This window comes from Paenibacillus sp. J22P51, assembly GCF_059692215.1.
Genome location: NZ_JCAUAZ010000005.1, coordinates 119,334 through 141,628 on the forward strand (window position 1 = coordinate 119,334; position 22,295 = coordinate 141,628).

Annotated in this window: 25 protein-coding genes; all 25 read right to left on the reverse strand. The window is 44.5% G+C overall.

Going from position 1 to position 22,295, the window contains the following annotated elements; genetic code table 11:
- Positions 1-200 precede the first annotated feature (200 nt).
- On the reverse strand, positions 201-632 hold the full coding sequence (locus tag AC58QC_RS13420) for a DUF2487 family protein (RefSeq protein ID WP_497415649.1): 432 nt from the start codon (positions 630-632) through the stop codon (positions 201-203).
- A 183-nt stretch (positions 633-815) separates the two neighbouring features.
- Positions 816-1,004 (reverse strand): IDEAL domain-containing protein, encoded by a 189-nt coding sequence (locus AC58QC_RS13425; RefSeq protein ID WP_497415650.1) that lies wholly within the window; start codon positions 1,002-1,004, stop codon positions 816-818.
- 178 nt (positions 1,005-1,182) lie between these two features.
- On the reverse strand, positions 1,183-2,298 hold the full coding sequence (locus AC58QC_RS13430) for a hypothetical protein (RefSeq protein WP_497415863.1): 1,116 nt from the start codon (positions 2,296-2,298) through the stop codon (positions 1,183-1,185).
- 129 nt (positions 2,299-2,427) lie between these two features.
- A complete protein-coding gene (locus AC58QC_RS13435; RefSeq protein ID WP_497415651.1) occupies positions 2,428-3,018 on the reverse strand; it encodes a histidine phosphatase family protein in 591 nt (196 codons plus the stop codon).
- Between the two features lie 46 nt (positions 3,019-3,064).
- Positions 3,065-3,694, reverse strand: coding sequence for an anti-sigma factor family protein (locus tag AC58QC_RS13440; protein WP_497415652.1), 630 nt, complete (start codon positions 3,692-3,694; stop codon positions 3,065-3,067).
- 6 nt (positions 3,695-3,700) lie between these two features.
- Positions 3,701-4,282: an RNA polymerase sigma factor gene (locus AC58QC_RS13445; RefSeq protein ID WP_056614299.1), complete on the reverse strand. Its 582-nt coding sequence runs from the start codon at positions 4,280-4,282 to the stop codon at positions 3,701-3,703.
- 406 nt (positions 4,283-4,688) lie between these two features.
- The gene (locus AC58QC_RS13450; RefSeq protein ID WP_497415653.1) at positions 4,689-5,549 is read right to left on the reverse strand and encodes a polysaccharide deacetylase family protein; all 861 of its coding nucleotides are present in this window, start codon (positions 5,547-5,549) and stop codon (positions 4,689-4,691) included.
- Positions 5,550-5,736: 187 nt separating this feature from the next.
- Entirely contained in the window at positions 5,737-6,825 is a 1,089-nt protein-coding gene (locus tag AC58QC_RS13455) for a prephenate dehydrogenase (protein ID WP_497415654.1), read from the reverse strand.
- A gap of 27 nt (positions 6,826-6,852) precedes the next feature.
- Positions 6,853-7,953, reverse strand: coding sequence for a histidinol-phosphate transaminase (hisC, locus tag AC58QC_RS13460; protein ID WP_497415655.1), 1,101 nt, complete (start codon positions 7,951-7,953; stop codon positions 6,853-6,855).
- Between the two features lie 16 nt (positions 7,954-7,969).
- Positions 7,970-8,785, reverse strand: a complete 816-nt coding sequence (gene trpA / locus AC58QC_RS13465) for a tryptophan synthase subunit alpha (protein ID WP_497415656.1) — start codon at positions 8,783-8,785, stop codon at positions 7,970-7,972.
- 3 nt (positions 8,786-8,788) lie between these two features.
- Positions 8,789-9,982 (reverse strand): tryptophan synthase subunit beta, encoded by a 1,194-nt coding sequence (gene trpB, locus AC58QC_RS13470; RefSeq protein ID WP_497415657.1) that lies wholly within the window; start codon positions 9,980-9,982, stop codon positions 8,789-8,791.
- Entirely contained in the window at positions 9,979-10,677 is a 699-nt protein-coding gene (locus tag AC58QC_RS13475; protein WP_497415658.1) for a phosphoribosylanthranilate isomerase, read from the reverse strand. The genes trpB and AC58QC_RS13475 overlap by 4 nt, the downstream gene beginning before the upstream one ends.
- A 26-nt stretch (positions 10,678-10,703) precedes the next feature.
- Complete coding sequence (trpC, locus tag AC58QC_RS13480; protein ID WP_497415659.1) at positions 10,704-11,498, reverse strand: indole-3-glycerol phosphate synthase TrpC; 795 nt, start codon at positions 11,496-11,498, stop codon at positions 10,704-10,706.
- Positions 11,488-12,534, reverse strand: coding sequence for an anthranilate phosphoribosyltransferase (trpD, locus tag AC58QC_RS13485; RefSeq protein WP_497415660.1), 1,047 nt, complete (start codon positions 12,532-12,534; stop codon positions 11,488-11,490). The genes trpC and trpD overlap by 11 nt, the downstream gene beginning before the upstream one ends.
- Before the next feature lie 15 nt (positions 12,535-12,549).
- Positions 12,550-14,097: an anthranilate synthase component I gene (gene trpE / locus AC58QC_RS13490; RefSeq protein ID WP_497415661.1), complete on the reverse strand. Its 1,548-nt coding sequence runs from the start codon at positions 14,095-14,097 to the stop codon at positions 12,550-12,552.
- A gap of 291 nt (positions 14,098-14,388) precedes the next feature.
- On the reverse strand, positions 14,389-14,775 hold the full coding sequence (aroH, locus tag AC58QC_RS13495) for a chorismate mutase (RefSeq protein ID WP_497415662.1): 387 nt from the start codon (positions 14,773-14,775) through the stop codon (positions 14,389-14,391).
- 3 nt (positions 14,776-14,778) lie between these two features.
- Positions 14,779-15,873 carry a 3-dehydroquinate synthase gene (gene aroB, locus AC58QC_RS13500; RefSeq protein WP_497415663.1) on the reverse strand — a complete coding sequence of 365 codons (1,095 nt, stop codon included), beginning with the start codon at positions 15,871-15,873 and terminating at the stop codon, positions 14,779-14,781.
- Position 15,874: 1 nt separating this feature from the next.
- Positions 15,875-17,038, reverse strand: a complete 1,164-nt coding sequence (gene aroC / locus AC58QC_RS13505) for a chorismate synthase (protein ID WP_497415664.1) — start codon at positions 17,036-17,038, stop codon at positions 15,875-15,877.
- A gap of 268 nt (positions 17,039-17,306) precedes the next feature.
- On the reverse strand, positions 17,307-17,471 hold the full coding sequence (locus tag AC58QC_RS13510; protein WP_497256844.1) for a hypothetical protein: 165 nt from the start codon (positions 17,469-17,471) through the stop codon (positions 17,307-17,309).
- Positions 17,472-17,563: 92 nt separating this feature from the next.
- Entirely contained in the window at positions 17,564-18,346 is a 783-nt protein-coding gene (locus AC58QC_RS13515; RefSeq protein WP_497415665.1) for a CheR family methyltransferase, read from the reverse strand.
- 127 nt (positions 18,347-18,473) lie between these two features.
- Positions 18,474-18,917, reverse strand: coding sequence for a nucleoside-diphosphate kinase (ndk, locus tag AC58QC_RS13520; RefSeq protein ID WP_497415666.1), 444 nt, complete (start codon positions 18,915-18,917; stop codon positions 18,474-18,476).
- A 67-nt stretch (positions 18,918-18,984) separates the two neighbouring features.
- Entirely contained in the window at positions 18,985-19,962 is a 978-nt protein-coding gene (locus AC58QC_RS13525) for a polyprenyl synthetase family protein (protein WP_497415667.1), read from the reverse strand.
- The gene (locus AC58QC_RS13530; RefSeq protein WP_497415668.1) at positions 19,959-20,822 is read right to left on the reverse strand and encodes a menaquinone biosynthetic enzyme MqnA/MqnD family protein; all 864 of its coding nucleotides are present in this window, start codon (positions 20,820-20,822) and stop codon (positions 19,959-19,961) included. The genes AC58QC_RS13525 and AC58QC_RS13530 overlap by 4 nt, the downstream gene beginning before the upstream one ends.
- Positions 20,803-21,417 carry a UbiX family flavin prenyltransferase gene (locus AC58QC_RS13535; RefSeq protein WP_497415669.1) on the reverse strand — a complete coding sequence of 205 codons (615 nt, stop codon included), beginning with the start codon at positions 21,415-21,417 and terminating at the stop codon, positions 20,803-20,805. Before AC58QC_RS13535 ends, AC58QC_RS13530 begins: the two co-directional genes overlap by 20 nt.
- Positions 21,414-22,289 carry a UbiA-like polyprenyltransferase gene (locus AC58QC_RS13540; RefSeq protein ID WP_497415670.1) on the reverse strand — a complete coding sequence of 292 codons (876 nt, stop codon included), beginning with the start codon at positions 22,287-22,289 and terminating at the stop codon, positions 21,414-21,416. Before AC58QC_RS13540 ends, AC58QC_RS13535 begins: the two co-directional genes overlap by 4 nt.
- Between the last annotated feature and the right edge of the window lie 6 nt (positions 22,290-22,295).

The window sequence follows — 22,295 nt, forward strand, 5'->3', positions numbered from 1 at the left end:
ACACTACATAACTAGGACATTTCTAATAATAGCCTACGTCTACTAGGTCGTCAAGAATTCATAACTCCTTTTATTGGATTGAAATCTTCGCTTTCGGACAAATTTTAACGAAATTGTCACAACTTTTTGGAAGCCACATTCATCCATTACTAACCTTATCTTGCACATTTTTTTTCCATTAATACGCGACATCACCAAAGTTAATCTGCAGGGTACCAGAGTTGCTGTACTTGTTTGGAAATACCAGATTTAATTGCATCGGATTGGTGCGCCCATTGCTCATTATCGACAACAATCAACAAATCTGTTTCTGCTGATTTCCAAGTGACAGCTTCCCCATGTAAGGTAAGCACGATTATGTAACGAAACCCTGATTTTTTCAAGCTGTGAGCGATTCCCGCCAATTGCTCACTTGTATCTGCACCTGCTATGTAATGAAGTGCTGGATAGGTCACGACTCTGCCTTTGTATGGAATCTCAATAACTTCCATAACATCCCGGAGCAGCTCCAATGCTGTGGTCACCTGCATCGGATCTTCATCCCCTGTCAATCCCGTAACCGGCAGAAGACACGTATCCAAGTAGGGTTTTAATTCTGTCCATTCATGCGAAGCAATCTCATTAAACTTCAAGGTTTAACGCCTCCCTATCATTTACCAAAACACAAACGGCTATGTAGCATTAGCTCAACTTGTACTTTAATCCGTCCTCACAAGGCTGTCAATCAAGTTTCAGTTTCAAATGAAGACAAACAAAAAGACATGGGATTGGAATCCTCATGTCTTCGTCTTTACTTGCTCATGCGCAGCTAATGATTACCCTAGTGATTGTAAAATCCTTAGTTCAGATGTTAGCGCCAAGAAGGATATCTGATCTCCCTTAGCCAAAGCGCTATCAATTTCTTTATAAAGATTTTCTTCTCTATATTTGCGTAAGGCATTATCCCAAATCATTTCCGCGAAAAGTGCCAGCAGCGCATCGTTAGATACATTCATTTTTCCCATGAGACCTACCTCCAAATGTTGTCCGCGGTTTGTCAGGAGCTTCTTTTTCGCAAAAATATGTGTCTGCATTTTGGTGTACGCCAACCCGGTGTTTTGCTCCTATTACATCATATTCACTCGCTATTTCAACGCTTCCTTCAAAAGCCCGTATGAACGGGAATGTGTTAATACCTAGTTTTCAGAAGAGCACAACTTTATCTTCCTCTGCAATACTGATACCTCGAATAACTTTGGAACCTAGCTTCGTAACCTGAATGACAGCACCATAGGTGTGATCTTCACCAATTCGGATCAAGCCCATGTGCATCATCATTTGTACAATACGCTGCTCTACAATGGATTCTGAGCTGTCATAGTAAAAAGGTTTAACTAATTTACTAAACAGATCTACGAGAGAAGCCATCGTCACCCATTGATCGCAGAGTCGATCCATCCAGACGGATAAACTTTGGATATTCGGTATCGGATTTTTGTATAGCCTTAGCCAGAATGTATACACATCCGTAAGTGACTCCTTCTTCCCTTCCAGCAATCGTGCTTTACCTGCATCCGTTAAGCGTAGTACTAGGTCATGTTCACTAATAAATTGGTGGTAATAGCAGTAGTCATAAATAAAGGAGAATCGATTCGGATATTCCTTAAACATACGTCCGTAGCCGAATCGCCATGTCCCTTTAGGCACCATAACCTCTTGCACGGATAAAATACTAAGGAGCTGTTGCAGCTGTCTTTTGTACATAAATCCTTCCGCAGTTAATGGCACTTCCTGCTGGGCAACTGAAGTTAAGAAATGATATATGTCGTCAACTAGAAGTAATTGTTCATCACGATAGACCGTTGGTTCCTCTGTTTTCACCAAAGCTTGTTTGAATTGATTCGCCAGCACATCACCAAATCTACGTTTTAAATCCGATGGTACATGAAACAGGTACTTCGTTTGCTGCGAATAACCGTTGAAGAGCCAGCCTAATTTCTTGAATTTTAGGATCATATCCCGAGGGTTCCAACCTTCTGACGACTCTTCCTTCTGAAAACGCGACTGTTGAACTCTAGCGATGAGCTCCTCCATACTAAACGCATTACGAGGATCGGAGAGTAAAGAATTGAGGAATCGAATGTTTTCCAAACTAAGACTTTGAATGTGCTTTTCGAATATGTCTTTGCGCATGGCCGTGCTCAGGATCGATTGAATCAATTCATTCTTAGAATGACCATTGCACTCACACTCGTAGGTATGTGCAATTCGGCCTAATTCATGGATATCGGCATAGCTGAGCATATCCGCTAGGTTCATTTCCATCCTACATCTCCCATCTGGCGGAGCTTTCTACTCCGATGTTTCTAGTAACCATTATGGGATTTTTTCCCGAAAATATTCCGTTACAAACAAAAAAACATGACTCTTTTGGAGTCATGCTTTCATTTAAACCATCGTTTCCGATGTTGTTTGCAAATGCGTTAAACAATTATAGAGTTGGAGATCCCATTGATCTCCCTGACGTAACAAAAGGGTCAATGATGTATTTTGCAGGAATTCCTCTTGATTTAGTTTCAAGACACGGAGCACTTGAACAATAAAACCGCCATGTGAGATAAGTAACACTTTCTTGCTCGGGTATTCGTTCAAAATCTCCGTCTCTATGGCTACCCATCTTGCCCACAGCTCGTTATCCGACTCCTGTCCCAGATCCTGAAGCCTCCAATCGGCTCCCCAGCGCTCTTCACGTTCTGCGACCGTAGTCCCTTCAACTAACCCATATTTGCGCTCTCTCAGGCGCTTGTCTGTGCGCAGAAGCGGAATGCCAGACAAGTCAGAGATAATCTGTGCGGTTTCGTTTGCTCGTTTAAGATCACTACTGATGATCCCATCCCAGCTTTCCTGCGCTAATCGCAGCCCAAGCAACCGAGCTTGCTCTCTGCCTTCGTCTGTTAGATCCGTATCCAATTGCCCTTGAAGCTTGCCAAGTTGATTCCATTCCGTACTTCCGTGACGTATGAACCCAATAGTTGTCATTCCCTTACCTCCAGCGCTAGAAATGCAAAATGCTCCAAAAGGAGCATTAGGTTTTCGTTCGTGATAACCAATTCATAATAATAATGGTTGAAACTAAGCCAAGTAGTGATACGACTAATAAGTAATGTGGATACGAGTGAATGGGTCCAACATGAAAGCGTAAAGGTTCCATGAAGCTTGGGTTCAAACTAGCCACTGCATCACCCAACTTATGACCATTCAATGATTCTGAACCGCTAGATTTAAGTGCTTGAGGCGCTTCTAGGTCGTAGAGCGAATTGTCCGCGGAAGCCAAGGTTGACTGTGGCGAACCATCATAGACGATGGCAAATAAGAAGCTAAACACAAAAAGAGCAAGACAGAAAGCTATTACTGCAGTTAAGTTACGTCTTAGTTTATACGAAATCGAATACATCCGTTCCGATACTGGAATCCGCCATGATTCATCCTCGTAAATTCGGCTCATTACTTTCGTTGAAACTACAGGCTCAAAGTCCGTAAGCTCCTCGTCGGTTGCAGCAGTCCTTATAAGAACCATGCTTTCTTCCCATATTTGAAATTCCTCCCCACAGGAGTCGCACGTTTCTATATGCTTATCCACTGCGGCACGACGCAGGTCATCATTCGGCAAATCCCAATAGACTCCAAATAATTCCTGGATCTCACTACACTTCATCGGTTGTCATCCCTTCGATTCTTCGAATATCGGTTCACTGAAATAAGGATCCAAGTGCAATTTAACAGATGCTCTCGCTCTAAATAAGAGTGATTTCACTGAGCTGACGGTTTGACCCAATATGTTGGCAATTTCCTGGTAATCCATCTGATCATATTCACGTAAAATCAAGGCAGACCTCTGCTTCTCAGGAAGGCTATTGATCGCTTCGCGAACCATGGATACCTTTTCGTTCCTCAACATGGCCTGCTCAGGCATTGCATCAAATGAGGCATGCGGGGTAAGTCCGCTTTGCTCCAATGACACCTGGACACTTTTATTTTTGCGCAGCTCACTCAATACGGTATTACGGGCAATCGTATACAACCACGTTGAAAAAGATGCCTCGATCTCTCGGAAAGAATGCAAACTGCGATACGCTTTATAAAAAGTTTCGTTACACAAATCTTCGGCGATTGCTTCCATTTGTGTGCTCTTCAGCATGTGATAAATAAATGCAAGGATTTTGCGCTCGTAACGACGCATTAGCTCGTTATACAGCTGAACATTTCCATCCTTGATTTCTCTGATCAATTGGGAATCGGTCATTACGTGGCGACCCTCCTCGCGGTTCCGGGTACCACTCCAACTGTTCATACATGTTTTACTTAAGTTGGAGTGAAAAGTTGCGGTTATTTGTAAAAAAAATGTGAATGTCAAAATAAGCAAAAAATTAGCCTATTACATATTCTTGATTGAACACGAGATTCCTGCTAGATTCGACAAATTGTTGGATAAAGTTCATATTTCTAGTGCTACTCTACTATCGACATTCTATCGCTTTGGTTTTATATGTATTTTTAAAACGAAATGAAGACAAAAAAAAACCGCCGAATCGGCGGTTGCACTTATGGTGCGATTATCGGATAGGAGTGGAGAGAAACCATACTGTACTTTTATTATATGTATACGGTTTCATTCTGTCAACACTTTTATTGAAAACGTTTACCATAGCTTATTTCGAGCTTGCGATTAGCGTTTGTTCTCTCTTCGCTTGCATGATCAAATTGCTAATCGAATGCGGCCGAACAAAAGGACTTCCACCGTTAATACGCGGTATTTGCATCGGATCCGTCCATTCAGAAGCAATGCCTGATTTCGTCGTAAAAGCGAATTGAATGCCTGCTTCCTGCAAATAGGAAATAGTCGTATCATCGTAGCTTCCGAATGGATAAGCGTAAGCATCTACATCCTTTGAGGCATTTAACTCCTTAAGCTTTGAAATACAAATACGGGTGTCTTGAACGACCCTCATCTTAAACTCATCTTCGCTTTCTAACACGCCATTTAAATTTAGTTTGTTGGATAGCATAGGCTTTCCATCTTTCATTGCATGGAGCTCATCTGAGTGCCCTTGAAATTCAATATCGGGATCTTCAATACGCATCAGTCTGATCTCATCTTTGGAGAGAGAGGCCAGCTTAGGCCTTTTGGGGTCTTCCAGATCTTTCGTGATGACGAAGTTCACAGCAGGTATACGTAATTTTTGTAAAATGGGAAATGCGTACGTATAGAAGCTTTCATAGCCATCATCAAACGTGACAAGCAGCGCATTATCAGGAATTGCTTTTCCTTTGCTTTTGAAGTCCTTAAATTGATCTAGGGTAATGAATTGAAAGCCTCTCCGTTGCAAAGAAACTAACTGCCGCTCAAACAGCCTCGGCGTGATTGTGACCGAGCTTTCCTGATTTTCGTCGATGTGATGATAGACAAGAACGGCAACCTCATTGGAATAATACACGTCTTTCGCACTTGCTAAAATAGGTGAAAAATTAAGAATGACAATCATGACTGTTAACAAACTTACTATCAGCATTCGGTACCTCAGTTCAACCGCCCCATAACAATCAAAATGATCTATATAAACAATAAGACCCATTATAGCATGAGCCTTTAGACCTGTGAATTCGTTTACAAAAAAAAAAAAAAAAAAAAGACTCCCTTATCATTGGCAGATACCAATGGCCTGGAAGCCCACGGATTATTAGGAATAAATATCGAAATTATACATGCACCGCATAATTTTTACCAAGCAGCTCTGAAGCCCGATCCGCTTCCTCTTGGTTACGGAATGACAATCTGAGTATACCAGGAACATCTTCACGACTTTCGATGATTTGAATGTTGCTCAGATTGATGCGAGCATTCCCAAGCAGCGACGTGATGGAGCCTATGATACCTGGGTGATCGGGAACATCTACATAAATATCAAATAAGGATGTAAGGACACCTTTGCGACGCTCCGGTAATTTGCTGCGGAATTCACCTGCGATTCGGAACTGCTCCGCAATACCTTCTCCATCGCTTTGCTCAATCAGCTGAATGAATCGGGAAATCTCATCATTCCAATCCTTTAGCAGCTTAAGTAGAACATTACGATTATTGACTAGGATATCACGCCAAATCGTCGGCTCGCTTGAGGCAATCCGTGTGATATCTCGGAAGCCTCCAGCGGCCAAATTTTGATACAACGGATTACTCTCGTTATACCCTCTTACTTGATTAACAAGTGCAACTGCGATGATATGCGGTAAATGACTGATGGCTCCCACTATATCATCATGTTCACGAGCGTCGACTTGAACGATTTGAGCCTTGGTTTGACTAAGCAGACTTGAAAGTCGATCCACTTCAGCCTGTGGCGTGCCTTCAGCCGGTGTCAACACATAGAAAGCATTCTCATACAAGTGCGAGGAAGCTGCTTCTACCCCATGCCGCTCAGAGCCCGCCATTGGATGGCCACCGATAAAAAAGTAACCTTCTTTTAGATGTGCTGCTGCGCTTTCTGTGATCGAAGCCTTCGTACTACCCACATCTGTAATGATGCAGCCTTTCTTCAAGGGAAGTTGCATCAACTTCTGAACATATTCTTCCAGGTTACCCACGGGTACACATAGGAAAATATAGTCTGCCCCATCCACAGCTTCAGCCATATCCGTTGTTGCATGATCAACGACATTCCGTTTCAACAGCTTCTGAACGGAATTCGGATTGGGCGAATGACCAACTACCGTATAGTCTGGTTTTCCTTTGAAACATAAGGCAAGTGATCCACCGATCAGCCCTACGCCGAATATTGCTATTTTCGTCATAACAGGTATCAACCTTTATCTTCTGAATTAGGCTTGAACAGGAACCTCTGCAAGAACTTCCTTAAGAGCCGTAATGAATTTTGCATTTTGCTCGCTTGAACCAATTGTTACACGTAACGATGTTGGGAAGCCCAGCATGTGTCCACCACGAACGATTAACCCTCGGCGCAATAAGCCGTTGAATACATCTGCTGCTGGACGAGCTACGTCCACCATTATAAAGTTCCCATGTGCAGGAAACGATTGCAGCCCAAGTTGTTTGAACTGTTCTTCTAAGTAGTTTAAACCAGCTGAATTCGCTTCACGGCAGCTCGCAATGAAATCTTGATCTTGGATCGCAGCAAGCGCAGCGGCTTGTGCGAAACGTGTCGTGTTAAATGGCTCACGCACTTGATTAATCGAGCGAATAACATCTGGATGCCCAATGCCATAACCAATTCGAAGTGAAGCCAGCCCATAGATTTTGGAGAAGGTACGCAGGGAGATCACATTCTTGTATTGGCCAATAAGCTCAATGCTATCTGGGAACTCACCAGTTGTGTTGTACTCACAATAAGCTTCATCAAGAACAACAATGGTGTGCGCTGGAACTTTAGCTAAGAAAGCTTTAATTTCCACATCCGTATTCATCGTCCCCGTCGGGTTGTTCGGATTACAAATCCAAACAATTTTCGTACGATCTGTAATGGCAGCAGCCATTGCATCCAAATCATGCGTGCCATCCTTTAATGGAACCTCTATGGAGATCGCACCTTCAATTTCACAATTGTGTTTGTATTGAGGGAATGTGTGTGAAGCCATGACGGACTCATCACCAGGCACTAGGAAAGCACGCGCCAACATAAGGATGACTTCATCCGAACCTGCGCCAAAAATAAGTTGATTCGTCTCAACGCCCAATGATGCCGCTACAGCTTCAGTAAGCTGTACAGCGCCTCCATCCGGATATAGACTAATATTCGCTATCTCCGCTTCAATGGCTGCTTTCACGTGAGGAGAAGACCCGAATGGGTTCTCATTGGAAGCAAGCTTGATGACTTCAGTTAGTCCAAGCTCACGCTTCACTTCCTCGATAGGCTTACCTGGTTGGTAAACCGGTAAATGTATAATGGTTTGTTTCGGTTTCATGTAGTCACCTCATCAATTAGTGGTTCGAACGTTTTAACTGACCTACAAAGTTGCCGATTTGCTTAAGACCTTCCGGATGTGCGGCGTCAGCTTCAAAATGCGGCAATGCACTTTCAATCGTGCGAACAATTGCACTTCCCACAACAACGCCATCACACAACTTCTCAAAGCGTTCAACTTGCTCCCGCGACGAAATCCCGAAGCCTACAACAATTGGAACACTCGCTGCTTCACGAACGGTTGCAAGGAAATCCTCAATACCGCCGAAAAATTCAGCACGCTCACCTGTTACACCAAGGGAAGAAACACAATAAACGAAGCCGCGGGCACCCGCAGCGATCCGTTTCACACGTTCATTCGATGTTGGCGCAACTAGCGGAATCAAATGCACGCCATAGGTCTCAGCAATTGCTCTAGTCTCACTATCTTCTTCTAACGGAAGATCTGGAATAATAATGCCACTGATTTCATTCTCCTGCATGACCTTGAAAATACGCTCAAGTCCAATCTGCAGTACCGGATTATAATAGGTAAAAAGGATGAATGGCAGTTGTGATCCACGATTTCTTGCCTGTTTAGCCACATCAATAACATCAAAGATGGAGATCTTACGTTTTAAAGCGCGTTCCGAAGAGCGCTGAATAACGGGACCGTCGGCGAGCGGATCGGAGTAAGGCACACCAAGCTCGATTAAATCAGCGCCTGCGCGTTCCATTTCCAAAATAAGCTCTAAAGAAGCCTCAATCGATGGGTCACCGATCGTTAGAAAGGGAATCATGGCGGTTTCACCGCGCGCTTTGAGTTCTGCAAAACGACTGTCAATACGGTTCATCACCTATACCCCCTCGCCAAGATAACTAATAATGGATTCCACATCTTTATCTCCGCGCCCAGACAAGTTTACGATAATAATTTGATCTTTCGACATCGTAGGCGCTAACTTCATTGTGTGAGCAATCGCATGAGCGCTCTCAAGGGCAGGAATAATCCCTTCCGTGCGGCTTAGCAATTGTAGAGCATCCAGCGCTTCTTGATCGGTGATTGGGTAATACGCAGCACGCTCTGCGTCTTTGAGATACGCATGCTCCGGACCAATTCCCGGGTAGTCAAGACCAGCTGAAATGGAGTGTGCTGGCAACACTTGACCATACTCATCCTGAAGCAAATAGCTGAGAGAACCTTGGAATACACCAGGCGTTCCCTTGGTCATAGTAGCTGCGTGTTCCTCCGTGTTAACGCCACGTCCTGCTGCTTCCACACCAATCAATTTCACGGATTCATCTTGAACAAATGGATAGAAAATCCCCATCGCATTACTGCCTCCGCCAACACAAGCAACAACCGCATCCGGCAATCTGCCTTCTGTTTCCAAGATTTGTTCACGGGACTCATCCCCGATCACACGTTGGAAATCACGAACCATCATCGGATAAGGATGTGGACCCGTTACAGAGCCAAGAATATAGTACGTATCTTGCACATTACTCACCCAGTAACGCAATGTTTCGTTACAGGCATCTTTCAACGTACGCGTTCCCGAAGTGACTGGAATAACTTCCGAGCCCAACAATTTCATGCGAAATACATTCAATTGCTGACGCTTCGTGTCTTCTTCACCCATGAACACCTTACATTCAAATCCCATAAGAGCAGCCACTGTGGCAGAAGCAACACCATGCTGACCTGCCCCAGTTTCCGCAATTATTTTCTTTTTCCCCATACGTTTAGCGAGAACGGCTTGTCCGATGGTGTTATTAATTTTGTGTGCGCCTGTATGGTTTAAATCTTCACGTTTCAAGTAAATTTTAGCTCCGCCGAGAAGCTCAGTTAAGCGCTCTGCATAATATAGCGGAGTAGGTCTACCGGAATACTGCTTTTGCAAATAACGGACCTCTGCAATAAACTCAGGATCATCTTTATATCGCGCATAAGCTTCTTCGAGCTCATGTAGCGCATTCATTAATGTCTCGGGCACATAACGGCCTCCGAACTTGCCAAATCTACCATGCTGATCAGGTACTTGTGTCACTTCCGGGTCACCCTTTCCACAAACGCGGTTATTTTCGCAATATCTTTCACGCCATCTGTCTCCACGCCGCTTGATACATCAACGCCATCTGGAGCATAAGCATTCACTAATTGATCTACATTATCATGTCGAAGTCCGCCAGCAACTAACAGTTGAATACCTGCTGTACGAGCCCACTCTTGATAAATAGGAATACAATCCCAAGCAAAGGTCGTTCCCGAGCCTCCACCATAAATGGGGTCGAACGTATCGAGCAATATCGCATCAACTGTTCCGCAATACGGATCGAGTTGAGCAGCAACCTCTTCCAAAGAGGGAATTCGATCTTCTGCTTTAGAAATGGATACAGATTTAAACACCTGCACCCCAAAATGTTCACGGACCCAGGCGCAAAACGCCGGCGTTTCCTGGCTATGAAGTTGTACGATGTCCAAAGGAGCTACAGCTAAGATATTGATCAATTGTTCCTTCGATGGATTGACAAAAACACCGACTGTACGTGGTATTGTTTGCCCATTCGCTTCTTCAGATTTCAAGTACGCAATCAGCTCCGCGGCCTTCTCCGGCGTGACCTGGCGCTTGCTTGATGCAAAAACAAAGCCGATATGAGCTATCGGCAAATGTACGATTGATTTTAACACTTCAACGCTTTGAAGTCCACAAATTTTTACCGTTGGAATCGTTCCCACAGCCATCAAATTCGCCTCTTTCTTCCCTGTTACTACGACTTTTTGACCAACTCACCCATCAACTGATGAACAGCTTGCTCAACGACTGGTTGACGCATGAAATGCTCCCCAATCAACACTGCTTGTGCACCTACCTGCTCGACATACGCCATATCTTCAACGGTAGAAATACCACTTTCACTGACGACAGTTTTTCCTTTTGGCATGAAGCTTATTAATTCTTCCGTTGTTCCTAGATCGGTTACGAAGGTTTTCAAATTGCGGTTATTTACACCAATCATTTGAGTATCCAGTTCAAGTGCACGTTCCAACTCTTCACGATCGTGCACCTCGACGAGTGCGTCCAAGCCAAGATCCTTCGCTAAGGTCAAATATTGCTTCATTTGATCTGTTGTCAAAATCGCTGCAATAAGCAGAATAGCGTCTGCTCCTAATAATCTTGCCTCATAGATTTGCTTCGGATCAATCGTGAAATCTTTGCGCAGCAGCGGTACATTCACTGCTCTACGCACAGCTTTCAGGTAGTCATTGCTCCCTTGGAAATACGAAACATCAGTCAACACCGAAATGCAATCCGCGCCTGCTCGTTCATAAGCCTGAGCCAAACCGACAGGTTCAAAATCCTCGCGGATTAAGCCTTTGGATGGCGATGCCTTCTTCACTTCAGCAATTAGTCCCATAACGCGGTTCTTCCGAGTTGTCAACGCCTGCTCGAAGCCTAGGCAAGGCGGAAGCTGAGAAATCAACTTCTCAGCCTCCGCGATCGAAAAGCTGCTCATAGCTTCTACTTCTACACGCTTTGTAGCAACAATTTTATCAAGAAACATGGCATAATTCTCCTGTATATTGGATTAAATCAGTCAATTTCTGTTCCGCTCGCCCTGAATCAATGACTTCCGCTGCCAATTTCACACCTTGTTGCAGCGTGCCTACATGACCAGTTACATAGAAACAAGCAGCGGCATTCGCAAGTACGATGTCCCGATATGGCCCTTTTTCTCCTGCAAAAATATGACGAATAATTTCAGCGTTTAGCGAAGCATCTCCACCAGCTACATCTTTGATACTATGTGCACGAAGACCTAAGTCGTCCGGCGTAATGGTATAGGTCGTGATAACATCTGACTTCAGCTCAGTGACCTTCGTAGGCGCTGAGATACTGAATTCGTCCAAACCATCCTCACTGGCGATCACTAGTGCACGCTTCAAGCCAAGTGCTTGCAGCGATTGGGCTAGCATCTCCGTCTTGGTACGGTCAAAGACGCCAAGGACTTGTCGATCAGCACCTGCAGGATTGGTTAACGGTCCAAGCAGATTGAATACCGTTCTAAAACCAAGCTCTTTGCGAGGCGCTGCAACATGCTTCATCGATTGGTGATACGCTTGCGCAAACATGAAGCAAATGCCCGTCTTTTCCAAACACTTCGCTGCTTGCTCACCGTTCAATGTTATTTTCACGCCAAGAGCTTCTAAGACATCAGCACTCCCGCTTTTACTCGACATCGCCCTGTTCCCGTGTTTAGCAACTCGGATACCGCCTGCCGATGCAACAATTGCAGCTGTGGTTGAGATATTAAATGTATCTGCACCATCTCCACCCGTTCCGCACGTATCGAGGAGATCACTTTGTTGGACCTTCACCTGCATAGCTTTACTGCGCATCGTCTCAGCAAATCCAGTAATTTCTTCAAACGTTTCCCCTTTGATGCGAAGAGCCGTCAATAAACTGCCAATTTGCGCCGGCGAAGCTGCTCCGTCCATAATCTCAGACATCACACTGCGCGCTTCTTCCCGGGATAAATGATTGCCACTTATGACTTTACCTAGTGCTTGCTGTATTGAAATTGTTCCATTCATGTTCATCCATGCCCCTTCCTTCTATGAGTTAACAAAATAATCTTTGTTAATATCGCTAACAGGTCTAGGCTCAGGACTGAACATGGCTTCAGCCATACGAATTGATTTCAGCAAAGCCGTCGCTTTATTCACGGTTTCTTGATATTCACTCTCAGGCACAGAATCCCAAACGATTCCTGCTCCCGCTTGCACATAGGCCTTACCTCTTTTGAAAACAATCGTGCGGATTGTAATACAAGTGTCCAAATTCCCGGAAAATCCAAGATAACCGATAGCTCCCGCATAAGAACCGCGTGACTCTGGTTCCAGTTCAGCAATAATCTCCATCGCTCTCAGCTTCGGTGCTCCAGACACCGTGCCTGCAGGCATACAGGAAAGAAAAGCATCAAAGAAATCTTTATCCTTGGCAATTTTACCTGACACGTTTGAAACAATGTGCATGACGTGCGAATAGCGTTCAATATCCATAAAGGTATCACATTTGACTGTACCGAATTCTGAAACTCGCCCGATATCATTGCGTCCAAGATCAACTAGCATCAGATGCTCTGCACGCTCTTTCTCATCGGCAAGCAACTCGAGCTCAAGTGCATGGTCTTCCTCAGGCGTTTTCCCTCTAGGTCTTGTGCCAGCAATCGGCCGCGTTTCTACTTTTTCTTCCTCAACACGTACTAGCAGCTCAGGAGACGTGCCCACGATAACCTCATCATCCATTTTCAGCACATACATATAAGGAGAAGGATTCATCGTACGCAGTACGCGATAGACCTGTAACGGAGAAACCGTTGTTTCCATTTCAAAACGCTGAGAAAGCACGACTTGGAAAATATCGCCGGCGCGAATGTATTCCTTCGCTTTGTTGACATTGGCGATGTACTTCTCTTTTGTAATATTTGAGCGGATTTCACCCAAATCTGGTTCTGACACGATCGGATTATGCGTCATCGTATCGGATCCAAGCGGTCGCTTGATTTTCTCAATCGTAGCATCGATCTTCTCACAGGTTGCTTGGTAAGCTTTCGCAATGTCCGCATCCGTTGCAAATTGGGGAACATGTATGTTCGCGATCACTTTAATTTGCTGTTTGAAATGATCAAACACGATAACCTGATCACAGAACATGAATTGAATATCGTTCATTTGTAAATCATCAATCTGATGAGCCGGCAGCTTCTCATAGTATTGCAATAAATCATATCCGAAAAATCCAACAGCACCGCCAGTAAAGCGCGGGAGATCCGCAAGCTGAGGGCTGGAGTAGGAACGCAGGTAGTCTTTCAACACTTCGATCGGCTTCTCATCCGTGATTTTATTCTCGGACCCAGTTTCAACCACTGTTTTTCCATGTTTCGCCTTGATCATCAAGAAAGGATCGCTGCCGATGAAGGAATAACGGGCCCATTTCACTCCTCCCTCTACGCTTTCTAATAGAAATGCACGGGGCTCTTGATATAAATGTTGGAATACACGGATTGGCGTCTCGGTATCAGCTAGTAAATGACGCACCACTGGGATTAGATTATAATCTTTGGACAAACGAATGACTTCTTGCAATTCAGGTGTATACATGGAAACATCCCCTCTCAGCTTGTGAGCTGCTCGCAGCGGCGGCGCTCAAAACTCTATTCGAATACAAAAAAACCTCTACCTAGGGTAGAGGTTGACTTTAGTTTCAGTAGACGATCAGGATGAATGTGAAAAAAAGAAAATGATAGCTAGGTATGAGTAAATAGACGATCCCCTATGGGAACGATCTCATCCTCACACGACAGCTCTTCAACTTTTTCTCATCTCAACTGGGCTCTGCTCTACTCGACTAAACTCTGCTCTACTAACCTAAACTCATCTAATTTCACTATACTACCGGGTAGCTTCATTTGTCAATTTAACAATATCAGGACGAAGTGCTTTGGCTTCTTTCAAATACACATGGTTAATCTCTGCTTGGGTTTTGGTCGTGTTGACCTGTACCATCAAACGAATACACTTCGGCAATGCATTCTCAACCGGTACTTCCAAAGAACACATCAATGGAACAAGCTCCCAGCCAACCAGTGTACGAATCGCTCTTGCCGGAAACGTTGCCGTAATATCTTCGGTTACCGTAATGAAAACCGATCCAATATCTTCTGGACGGAAATCATTCGCATCTACAATTGCTTGCAGGAGCTCGCAAGTAGCCGCTAAAATTTCTTCTGCATTGTTCTGTTCAACCGTTGTTGCTCCTCGAATTCCCCTTAAGTACATCGGTTATTTCTCCCCTTTTAGAAGGTCAACAATTTGTCTGACTTGCTGTGCCGTTACATCCTTACGGATCTCGACTTTGCCAATTTCGGTCGGGATGATATACACCATCGTGCCTTCTTTGAACTTCTTATCATGCATCATGGCACTCATAATGCGATCCGTATCCAAATGTGTCGGGATGCTCACTGGCAAGCCATATTTCACGAACAAGCCTTTGGTAACGGTATGAATGTCTTCACTATACCCAAACTGCTGAGCAAGCTTCGCGGCCCCGACCATACCAATGGCAATAGCCTCACCGTGCAGCAGTTCGCCGTAGCCAGCTACGGCTTCTAGCGCATGACCAATCGTGTGACCCAGATTTAATATCGCACGGAGATCATTCTCGCGCTCATCCTGCGATACTACAATCGCTTTCACTTGACAACCTATGTATAGCGCATAACTTAACGCTTCTGGATCTAAAGCTAACAACTTGGCTGCGTTCTCCTCGCACCACTGTGTAAAAGCCTTATCCCAAATCAAGCCATGCTTGATGACCTCGGAAAGGCCCGCCTTCACTTCGCGCTCCGGCAATGTCAAGAGCAAGTCGATGTCGAAGAGGACTAGCTCCGGCTGGTGAAACGCCCCGATGATGTTCTTCGCCATCGGGTGATTAACCGCTACCTTGCCGCCGACAGAGCTGTCGTGGGCAAGGATCGTTGTCGGGATCTGCACGAAGCGGATCCCGCGCATGAAGCTCGCCGCCGCGAAGCCGGCGAGATCGCCGACCACGCCTCCTCCGAGGGCAACGATCGCAGAATTGCGATCAAGGCCCGCCTGGAGGGCGGCGGTTACGATTCCCTCGAGCTGCGCGAGGGATTTGGAGGTTTCGCCTGCGGGCACGACGCAGGCCGTCGCGGCGAAGCCGCCATCACGGAGCAGCGTCAGGACGCGCTCCAAGTGCAGCGCCGCCACCGATTCGTCGGTGACGATAAGCAGTGGCGACTTGCGGCTGAGCTTCGCGCGATCGAACAGTGCCGAGATATTGGTAAGAATGCCTTGGCCAATATAAATGGGATAAGACCGTTCTCCAAGCTCTACGGTAAGTTCTCTCATCTTAGTAGTTCTCCACTTGCTTGAGGAAATTCGCTAGGTTCGCACGAATTTCTTCAATGGAGTCTCCACCGAATTTATCTAAGAAAGCATTCGCCACTTCCCAAGCAATCACGTTCTCCATGATCACGCCTGCTGCTGGCACCGCACAAGTGTCGGAACGCTCAACCTGCGCTGTAAATACTTCCTTCGTATCAATGTCCACGCTTTGCAGCGGTTTGTACAAAGTTGAGATTGGCTTCATGACACCACGAACAATGATTTGCTCGCCAGTTGTCATTCCGCCCTCAAATCCACCTGCACGATTCGTTCTGCGTCTAAAGCCAGCTTCCTCAGTGTAGAGGATTTCATCATGAACATTAGAGCCTCTGCGCTCTGCCGCTTCAAAACCGATCCCGAATTCAACGCCTTTGAACGCTTGAATGGAAAGCACGGCTTGTGCAATTTTACCATCCAATTTACGGTCCCATTGAACGTGACTACCAAGACCAACTGGTACACCCTCGATAATAACCTCAACGATACCACCCAAGGTATCGCCATCTTCTTTGGCAGCGTCGATTGCAGCGATCATTTTCGCTTCTGCTTCTTTATCAACAACACGAACTGGTGATTCTTCCGTAATACGAATAAGTTCATCAATAGGAAGCTCTTGACGCTCTACTTCGACATCTCCAATTCGGATAACTTGTCCAGCTACTTTGATACCGAACTCCGCTAGCAATTGACGTGCGACAGCTCCAGTAGCTACACGCATCGTTGTTTCACGAGCACTTGATCTCTCCAAAATGTTACGCAGATCTTTTTGATTATATTTAAGTCCGCCATTTAAATCCGCATGTCCAGGACGAGGACGGTTCACACGGCGCTTGCCTTCATTATCTTCTTCTACAGGCTCAATGCCCATTACCGAGGTCCAGTGCTTCCAGTCATTGTTCACGACGACTAAGGCAATTGGAGCACCCGTTGTTTTACCATGGCGCACACCGCCTGCGATGGTCGCTGTATCTTTCTCAATTTGCATCCGACGACCCCGACCGTAGCCTTTTTGACGTCTATGTAATTGATGGTTTAAGTCTTCAAAGTTAAGATTTACATTACTCGGGAACCCTTCAATAATCGCAGTGAGCTGCGGGCCATGCGTTTCACCTGCTGTTAAATATCTCACAATCCTTTACCCCCTAAGAATTTTACGAAGAAAATCGAACTCCGTATATAAACATAATATAGTATGGAAAAACCGAGCATTCTTGCTTAGCGCCCTTTCGATTGCATTCGACAGCACCAAGCACTTTAGCGCTTTGACGCGCGATTATCTGTTGTCATTATAGTATAGCTACTCTGGTTTGGCAACAACACAAATGCAAAAACACGCTTAACAGGTCAGGGACAAACCCTGCTGCGTAAGCGTGTCATCATCAAGATAGGAGCTAGAATTACCCGTGCATAGGCTGCTTCTGGACGACCCTCAGAGGCTCACAAAGCTGAGGATCATTCATTAGACCCGTAATTTGTGAGGAATCGACTCCTAAAATTTGAGCACATTCTTGAATGGAAATCATTCCCCTGCGATAAGCGGTAATCACCTTGCGTTTGTCCATGATAGCCCCCTAAGCGTGTATGCATTGTTCAAAGCGTGGCGTTTACCTCACTTTGCATTGCTACATCTTAGTATTGGAAGATATGGAAGTTCTTATACACCCTTTTTCCGATAAAAGAACGTTTCAGCCGCCTCTAGATCATATTGACCAGGGGAGAAAATTTGCTCTGTCGAGCCAACGAAAAGCAGCCCGCCTGGCTTCAGGGCTTTGGCGAATTTCTGATACAGCAGATGCTTCGCTTCCTCAGTGAAATAGATGATTACATTGCGGCAAACTATAAGATCGTAACCGCTGTCAAATGTATCTACAAGCAAATTTTGCTTTTGAAATTTAATCGATTTTTTGAGTTCATCCGAAATATGATACATAACGCCGTCTTGTTTAAAATATTTCTTCACATAATTAGCCGGCACATCACGCACTGAACGATCAAGATACATGCCTTTACGAGCTTTCTCTATCGCACCATCATCAATATCTGTCGCGTGTAAATTAGTCTCATTAAGTGCCCCTTGCTCAGCTAAAATCATCGCTAGCGTATACGGCTCTTCACCTGTGGAGCAAGCTGCACTCCAAATTTTCAGCCTGGAATTGCGCTTTAACATCTCAGGAATAAATTTCTGTTCCACGAGCTCCCAGCGGTTCGGATTTCGCCAGAACTCGGAAACATTAATTGTCATCCGATCTAAGAATTCATAAAATAGTGCTTTATCCTTCATCATCGCATCGAAATAAGCAATAAACGTATTGTAACCCCGCTTCATTCGCAAGGTAGTTAATCGTCTCTTCATTTGCGCTTCTTTGTATAGTGCAAGATCAATGGACGTATGTTCCTTTATTTTTTTGATAAATAACAAAAAATCTTGATCCTCCATGCTGTCCACCCCACCTTGATCATTTTCTACCCTGATACATTCTGTGTGGAATTACCAAATTCCTTCAAAAAAACAACAAAAAAAGAACCTGTATCCCTTCAGATACCAGATTCTTTGCTTTAACAGATTAAATCCATTCTTGAATGTTTTTCGAATACTCAAAAATTTCGTTAGGCTGAAAGAAATTACTAATTTCACGTTCAGCACTTTCCGGTGAATCGGACCCATGAATGAGATTGAGATGCGTATGTACGGCGTAATCACCGCGAATGGTTCCTGGCGCGGCTTCAAGTGTATTCGTTTTGCCAATCATGGTTCGGGATAAAGCTATGACTTGATCGCCATGCCATACCATCGCAAAGACGGGGCCCGATGTAATGAAATTCACGAGTCTATCGTAAAAATCTTTTCCTTTATGCTCTGCATAGTGATTTTCGGCTTGCTCTCGAGAAATGACCGTCAGCTTGCTACCAATCAATTGGAAACCCTTCTGTTCAAACCGTTTTACAATCTCGCCGACAAGTCCCCGTTGTACGCCATCTGGTTTAACCATGAGAAATGTTTTTTCCATTGAAAGACTACCTCCTTAAAGTTTTCGTCAGAAAACTGACTTCGTAAGCGTCCACTTAACGATTTCGTTAATAAGATCGATTCCCGATAAAATGAGCGATTTCAATGAGATCCTTCTTCGCTTGGATATCTGGCAGTAAGTCCAATGATGAAATCGCTTTATCAATATAAACTTGAGAAAGGCGATCGGCTTCCTTGATGCCAGCGCTGCCTCGTATCATTTCTAGGAATCGACTAACATCCGTTTGTCCATCCAGTTTATGTATTCGATCAAGTTCTGTCAATATCATAGGCTTTAAAACAGGGTCCTGCATGGAAAGCAACACTGGCAAGGTAATATTCCCTTGCTTCACATCACTCCCAGGTGGTTTCCCGATTTGCTTTTCAGTCCCTATTAAATCCAGAATGTCGTCTCTAATTTGGAAGGCCATACCTACATTATAGCCAAAATTATACAATTTAGTGCTCACCCAATCAGGAGCACCCGATGCCATCGCTCCCAATTGACATGAGATCGCAATAAGAAGAGCGGTTTTGCGCCGAATTCGCAATAAATAATCCCTGATCGTTTGTTCGGAGTGAAAAAAGAAACGAATTTGTTCCATTTCGCCAATGGACATTTCAACAATTGCTTTTGACATAATCTGATGAACTCTCGGATTTGGAATCTTTGTAATGACACCTAATGCTCTCGCAAAAATATAATCGCCTGTAAACATAGCAATGCGATTATCCCATTTCGATCGAACCGTCAGTTGACCACGCCGCGTGTTGGCATCATCAATCACATCATCATGAACAAGAGAAGCCATGTGAATTAGCTCCAAGGGCACGGCTACGTTTTTCATCGTTTGAAGTTGATAGCTCCCAAATTCACCTGATAGGAGAACGAACACGGGTCTGATCCGCTTCCCTCCAGCTTTCAGTAGATGAATTGAGGTTTCTCTTAGTAAGGAATGGTCGTTATTTACACTTTCTTCAAGCTCTTTCTCAATCGCGGAAATATCTCTTCTTTTCCTCGAATAAATATCCATCAAGTTTTTCATTCGGTCACCCGTACCACTTTATTCTCTTTCCATATGCCTATTTGAACTGGTTTGGGCAAGAAACCTAGCTCGTAACAGTACTGATAATACGAATTAAGTCCTTCCCATTGTTCAGCTGCAAAATCATAACACAAAGTATGAAAATAATGATTCCAATAATCAGAGGTGCCACCAACGGTAGCTTGTGCCTCCTTAATCATGTCCTGAGGATCTCGATGAGCTTTCTCTTTACTCGCTTGAAATGCTTCAAAGATCGAAGCTACGAGTTCTGGATAGTTACGAATGGTCTCTTTACGGATAGCCCAAACAGCGAATGACATCCATTTCCCCGTCCATTTGGCCCACTCTTGACCAAGGTCTGTAATCATATATTTTTGATTCCGCCAGCTTTCCTTAATGGCATCATCCCCAATGAGAAGTGCAGCATCTGCTCCCTCCATCATTTGGTCTAAGCTTGGCTTCGCATATTCGTAGGTTGGCTTACCGTTATAAAATTTCTCTAGAATGATTTTAAGTAAATTAACGGAAGTTGCTGACGTTGTTGGAAGGATTATCTTCCCGTTAACGATTTCACGCAGTGGTTTGTCATGGAAAAGAAGGATTGAATTGACTTCACCATAGGAGCTTACAGAGAGATCCGGGAAAAGCATATAATCCTCAAAAAATTGACCATAAGAAAAAGAAGAAATGGGTCCCATGTCAATACGGCCGTCAGCCATTGCTTGATTTAATGATGTAGGTACTTGTTCAATAATATCAACGTCAGAGCTATTCATCAGCTCTGGGAAATAATAATAGATCGGCCACACATTTGTATAATTGATTCGACCTATTCGGATTTTAGGGTCTAGGTTGCTCATCAATATCTCCCCATCTGCGGTACAAGGAATGTTCAATCTCCATGCTGTCCATCACTTTACCTACCAAAAAATCAACCATCTCATCGATTGAGCGCGGACGATTATAGAAGGCTGGCATAGCCGGTATCATTCGCACACCCATTCTTGTTAGGGTTAGCATATTTTCTAAATGTATAGCATGTAAGGGTGTTTCCCTTGGTACCAGAATTAATTTTCTTCCTTCTTTCAGCATGACATCCGCGGTACGCTCAAGTAAATTATCGGATGAACCATGAGCGATGCCTGATAACGTGCCCATCGAGCATGGAATCACAACCATCCCCTTGGTTCGAAAAGAGCCGCTAGCAACAGTCGCTCCTATATTCGCAACAGGATGATATTCATAAGTACCTGCTCGTCCCCCGAACTGCTTTTCAAGAACGTCTTGACGTTTCGTAACGCTCCAGTCCAGCTCATCCTGCAGCACACGCCAGCCAGCATCCGTAATAATAAGATGTACATCTAAACCAAGATCCAACAGCACTTCACATAATCGCACACCATAAATCGCTCCACTTGCGCCAGTAATTCCAATGACCCAGTTCCCGATGCTCATGAATGCTTACTCACAATCACATCAAGTAAAGTGAAAGTAAACATGACCAAACTTAATACGCCATTCATCGTGAAGAAAGCAGTGTTTAATTTGGACAAATCCTGTGGCGTAACGAGCCTATGCTCTTTAAACAACAAAATATAAGCAATAACAAGCCCAACCAGATACAGCCAACTAAGATGCGTTATAAAGAATAGGGACACTAAACCGATGGCTGTTAAGACATGAAGCACCTTGGCTGTAAGCAAGGCTGCTCTGATGCCAAATCGACTTGGCAAGGAATGCAGCCCTTCTTTGCGGTCAAATTCTGCATCCTGACATGCATAGATGAGGTCGAAGCCAGCACTCCAACAAGCAACGGTTAGGAAAAAGATGATGGACGACCATGTGAATTGACCTGTTACGGCAATCCAACCGCCAAGCGGGGCAAGACCCAAAGTCAAGCCGAGCACGAAATGGCATGTCCATGTAAATCTTTTGGTATATGAGTAAATCACCAAAAAGAAGACAGCTACCGGCAGCAGCTTCATAGACAGCGTGCTTAGATGATAGGTTGCCCAAAAAAGAACAGCAAAAGAAATAACGATATAGATAATAACTTGTGGTATTGAAATCAGTCCTGCTGGAATAGCCCGATTCACTGTACGTGGATTTCGTTTGTCAATTGCCTGATCAATAACACGATTCAAAGCCATCGCGGCAGTTCTTGCCCCCACCATAGCTAAGGTGATCCACCCGATCTGTGCCCAGCTTGGTAAATGCCCTTGTAGTACAACGGAGCCAAGAATGGCCCCCATGAAAGCAAAAGGCAGTGCAAACACACTGTGTTCGAACTTAATCATTTCGAGAAAAATCTTTAGTTTAGTAAACATATGCTA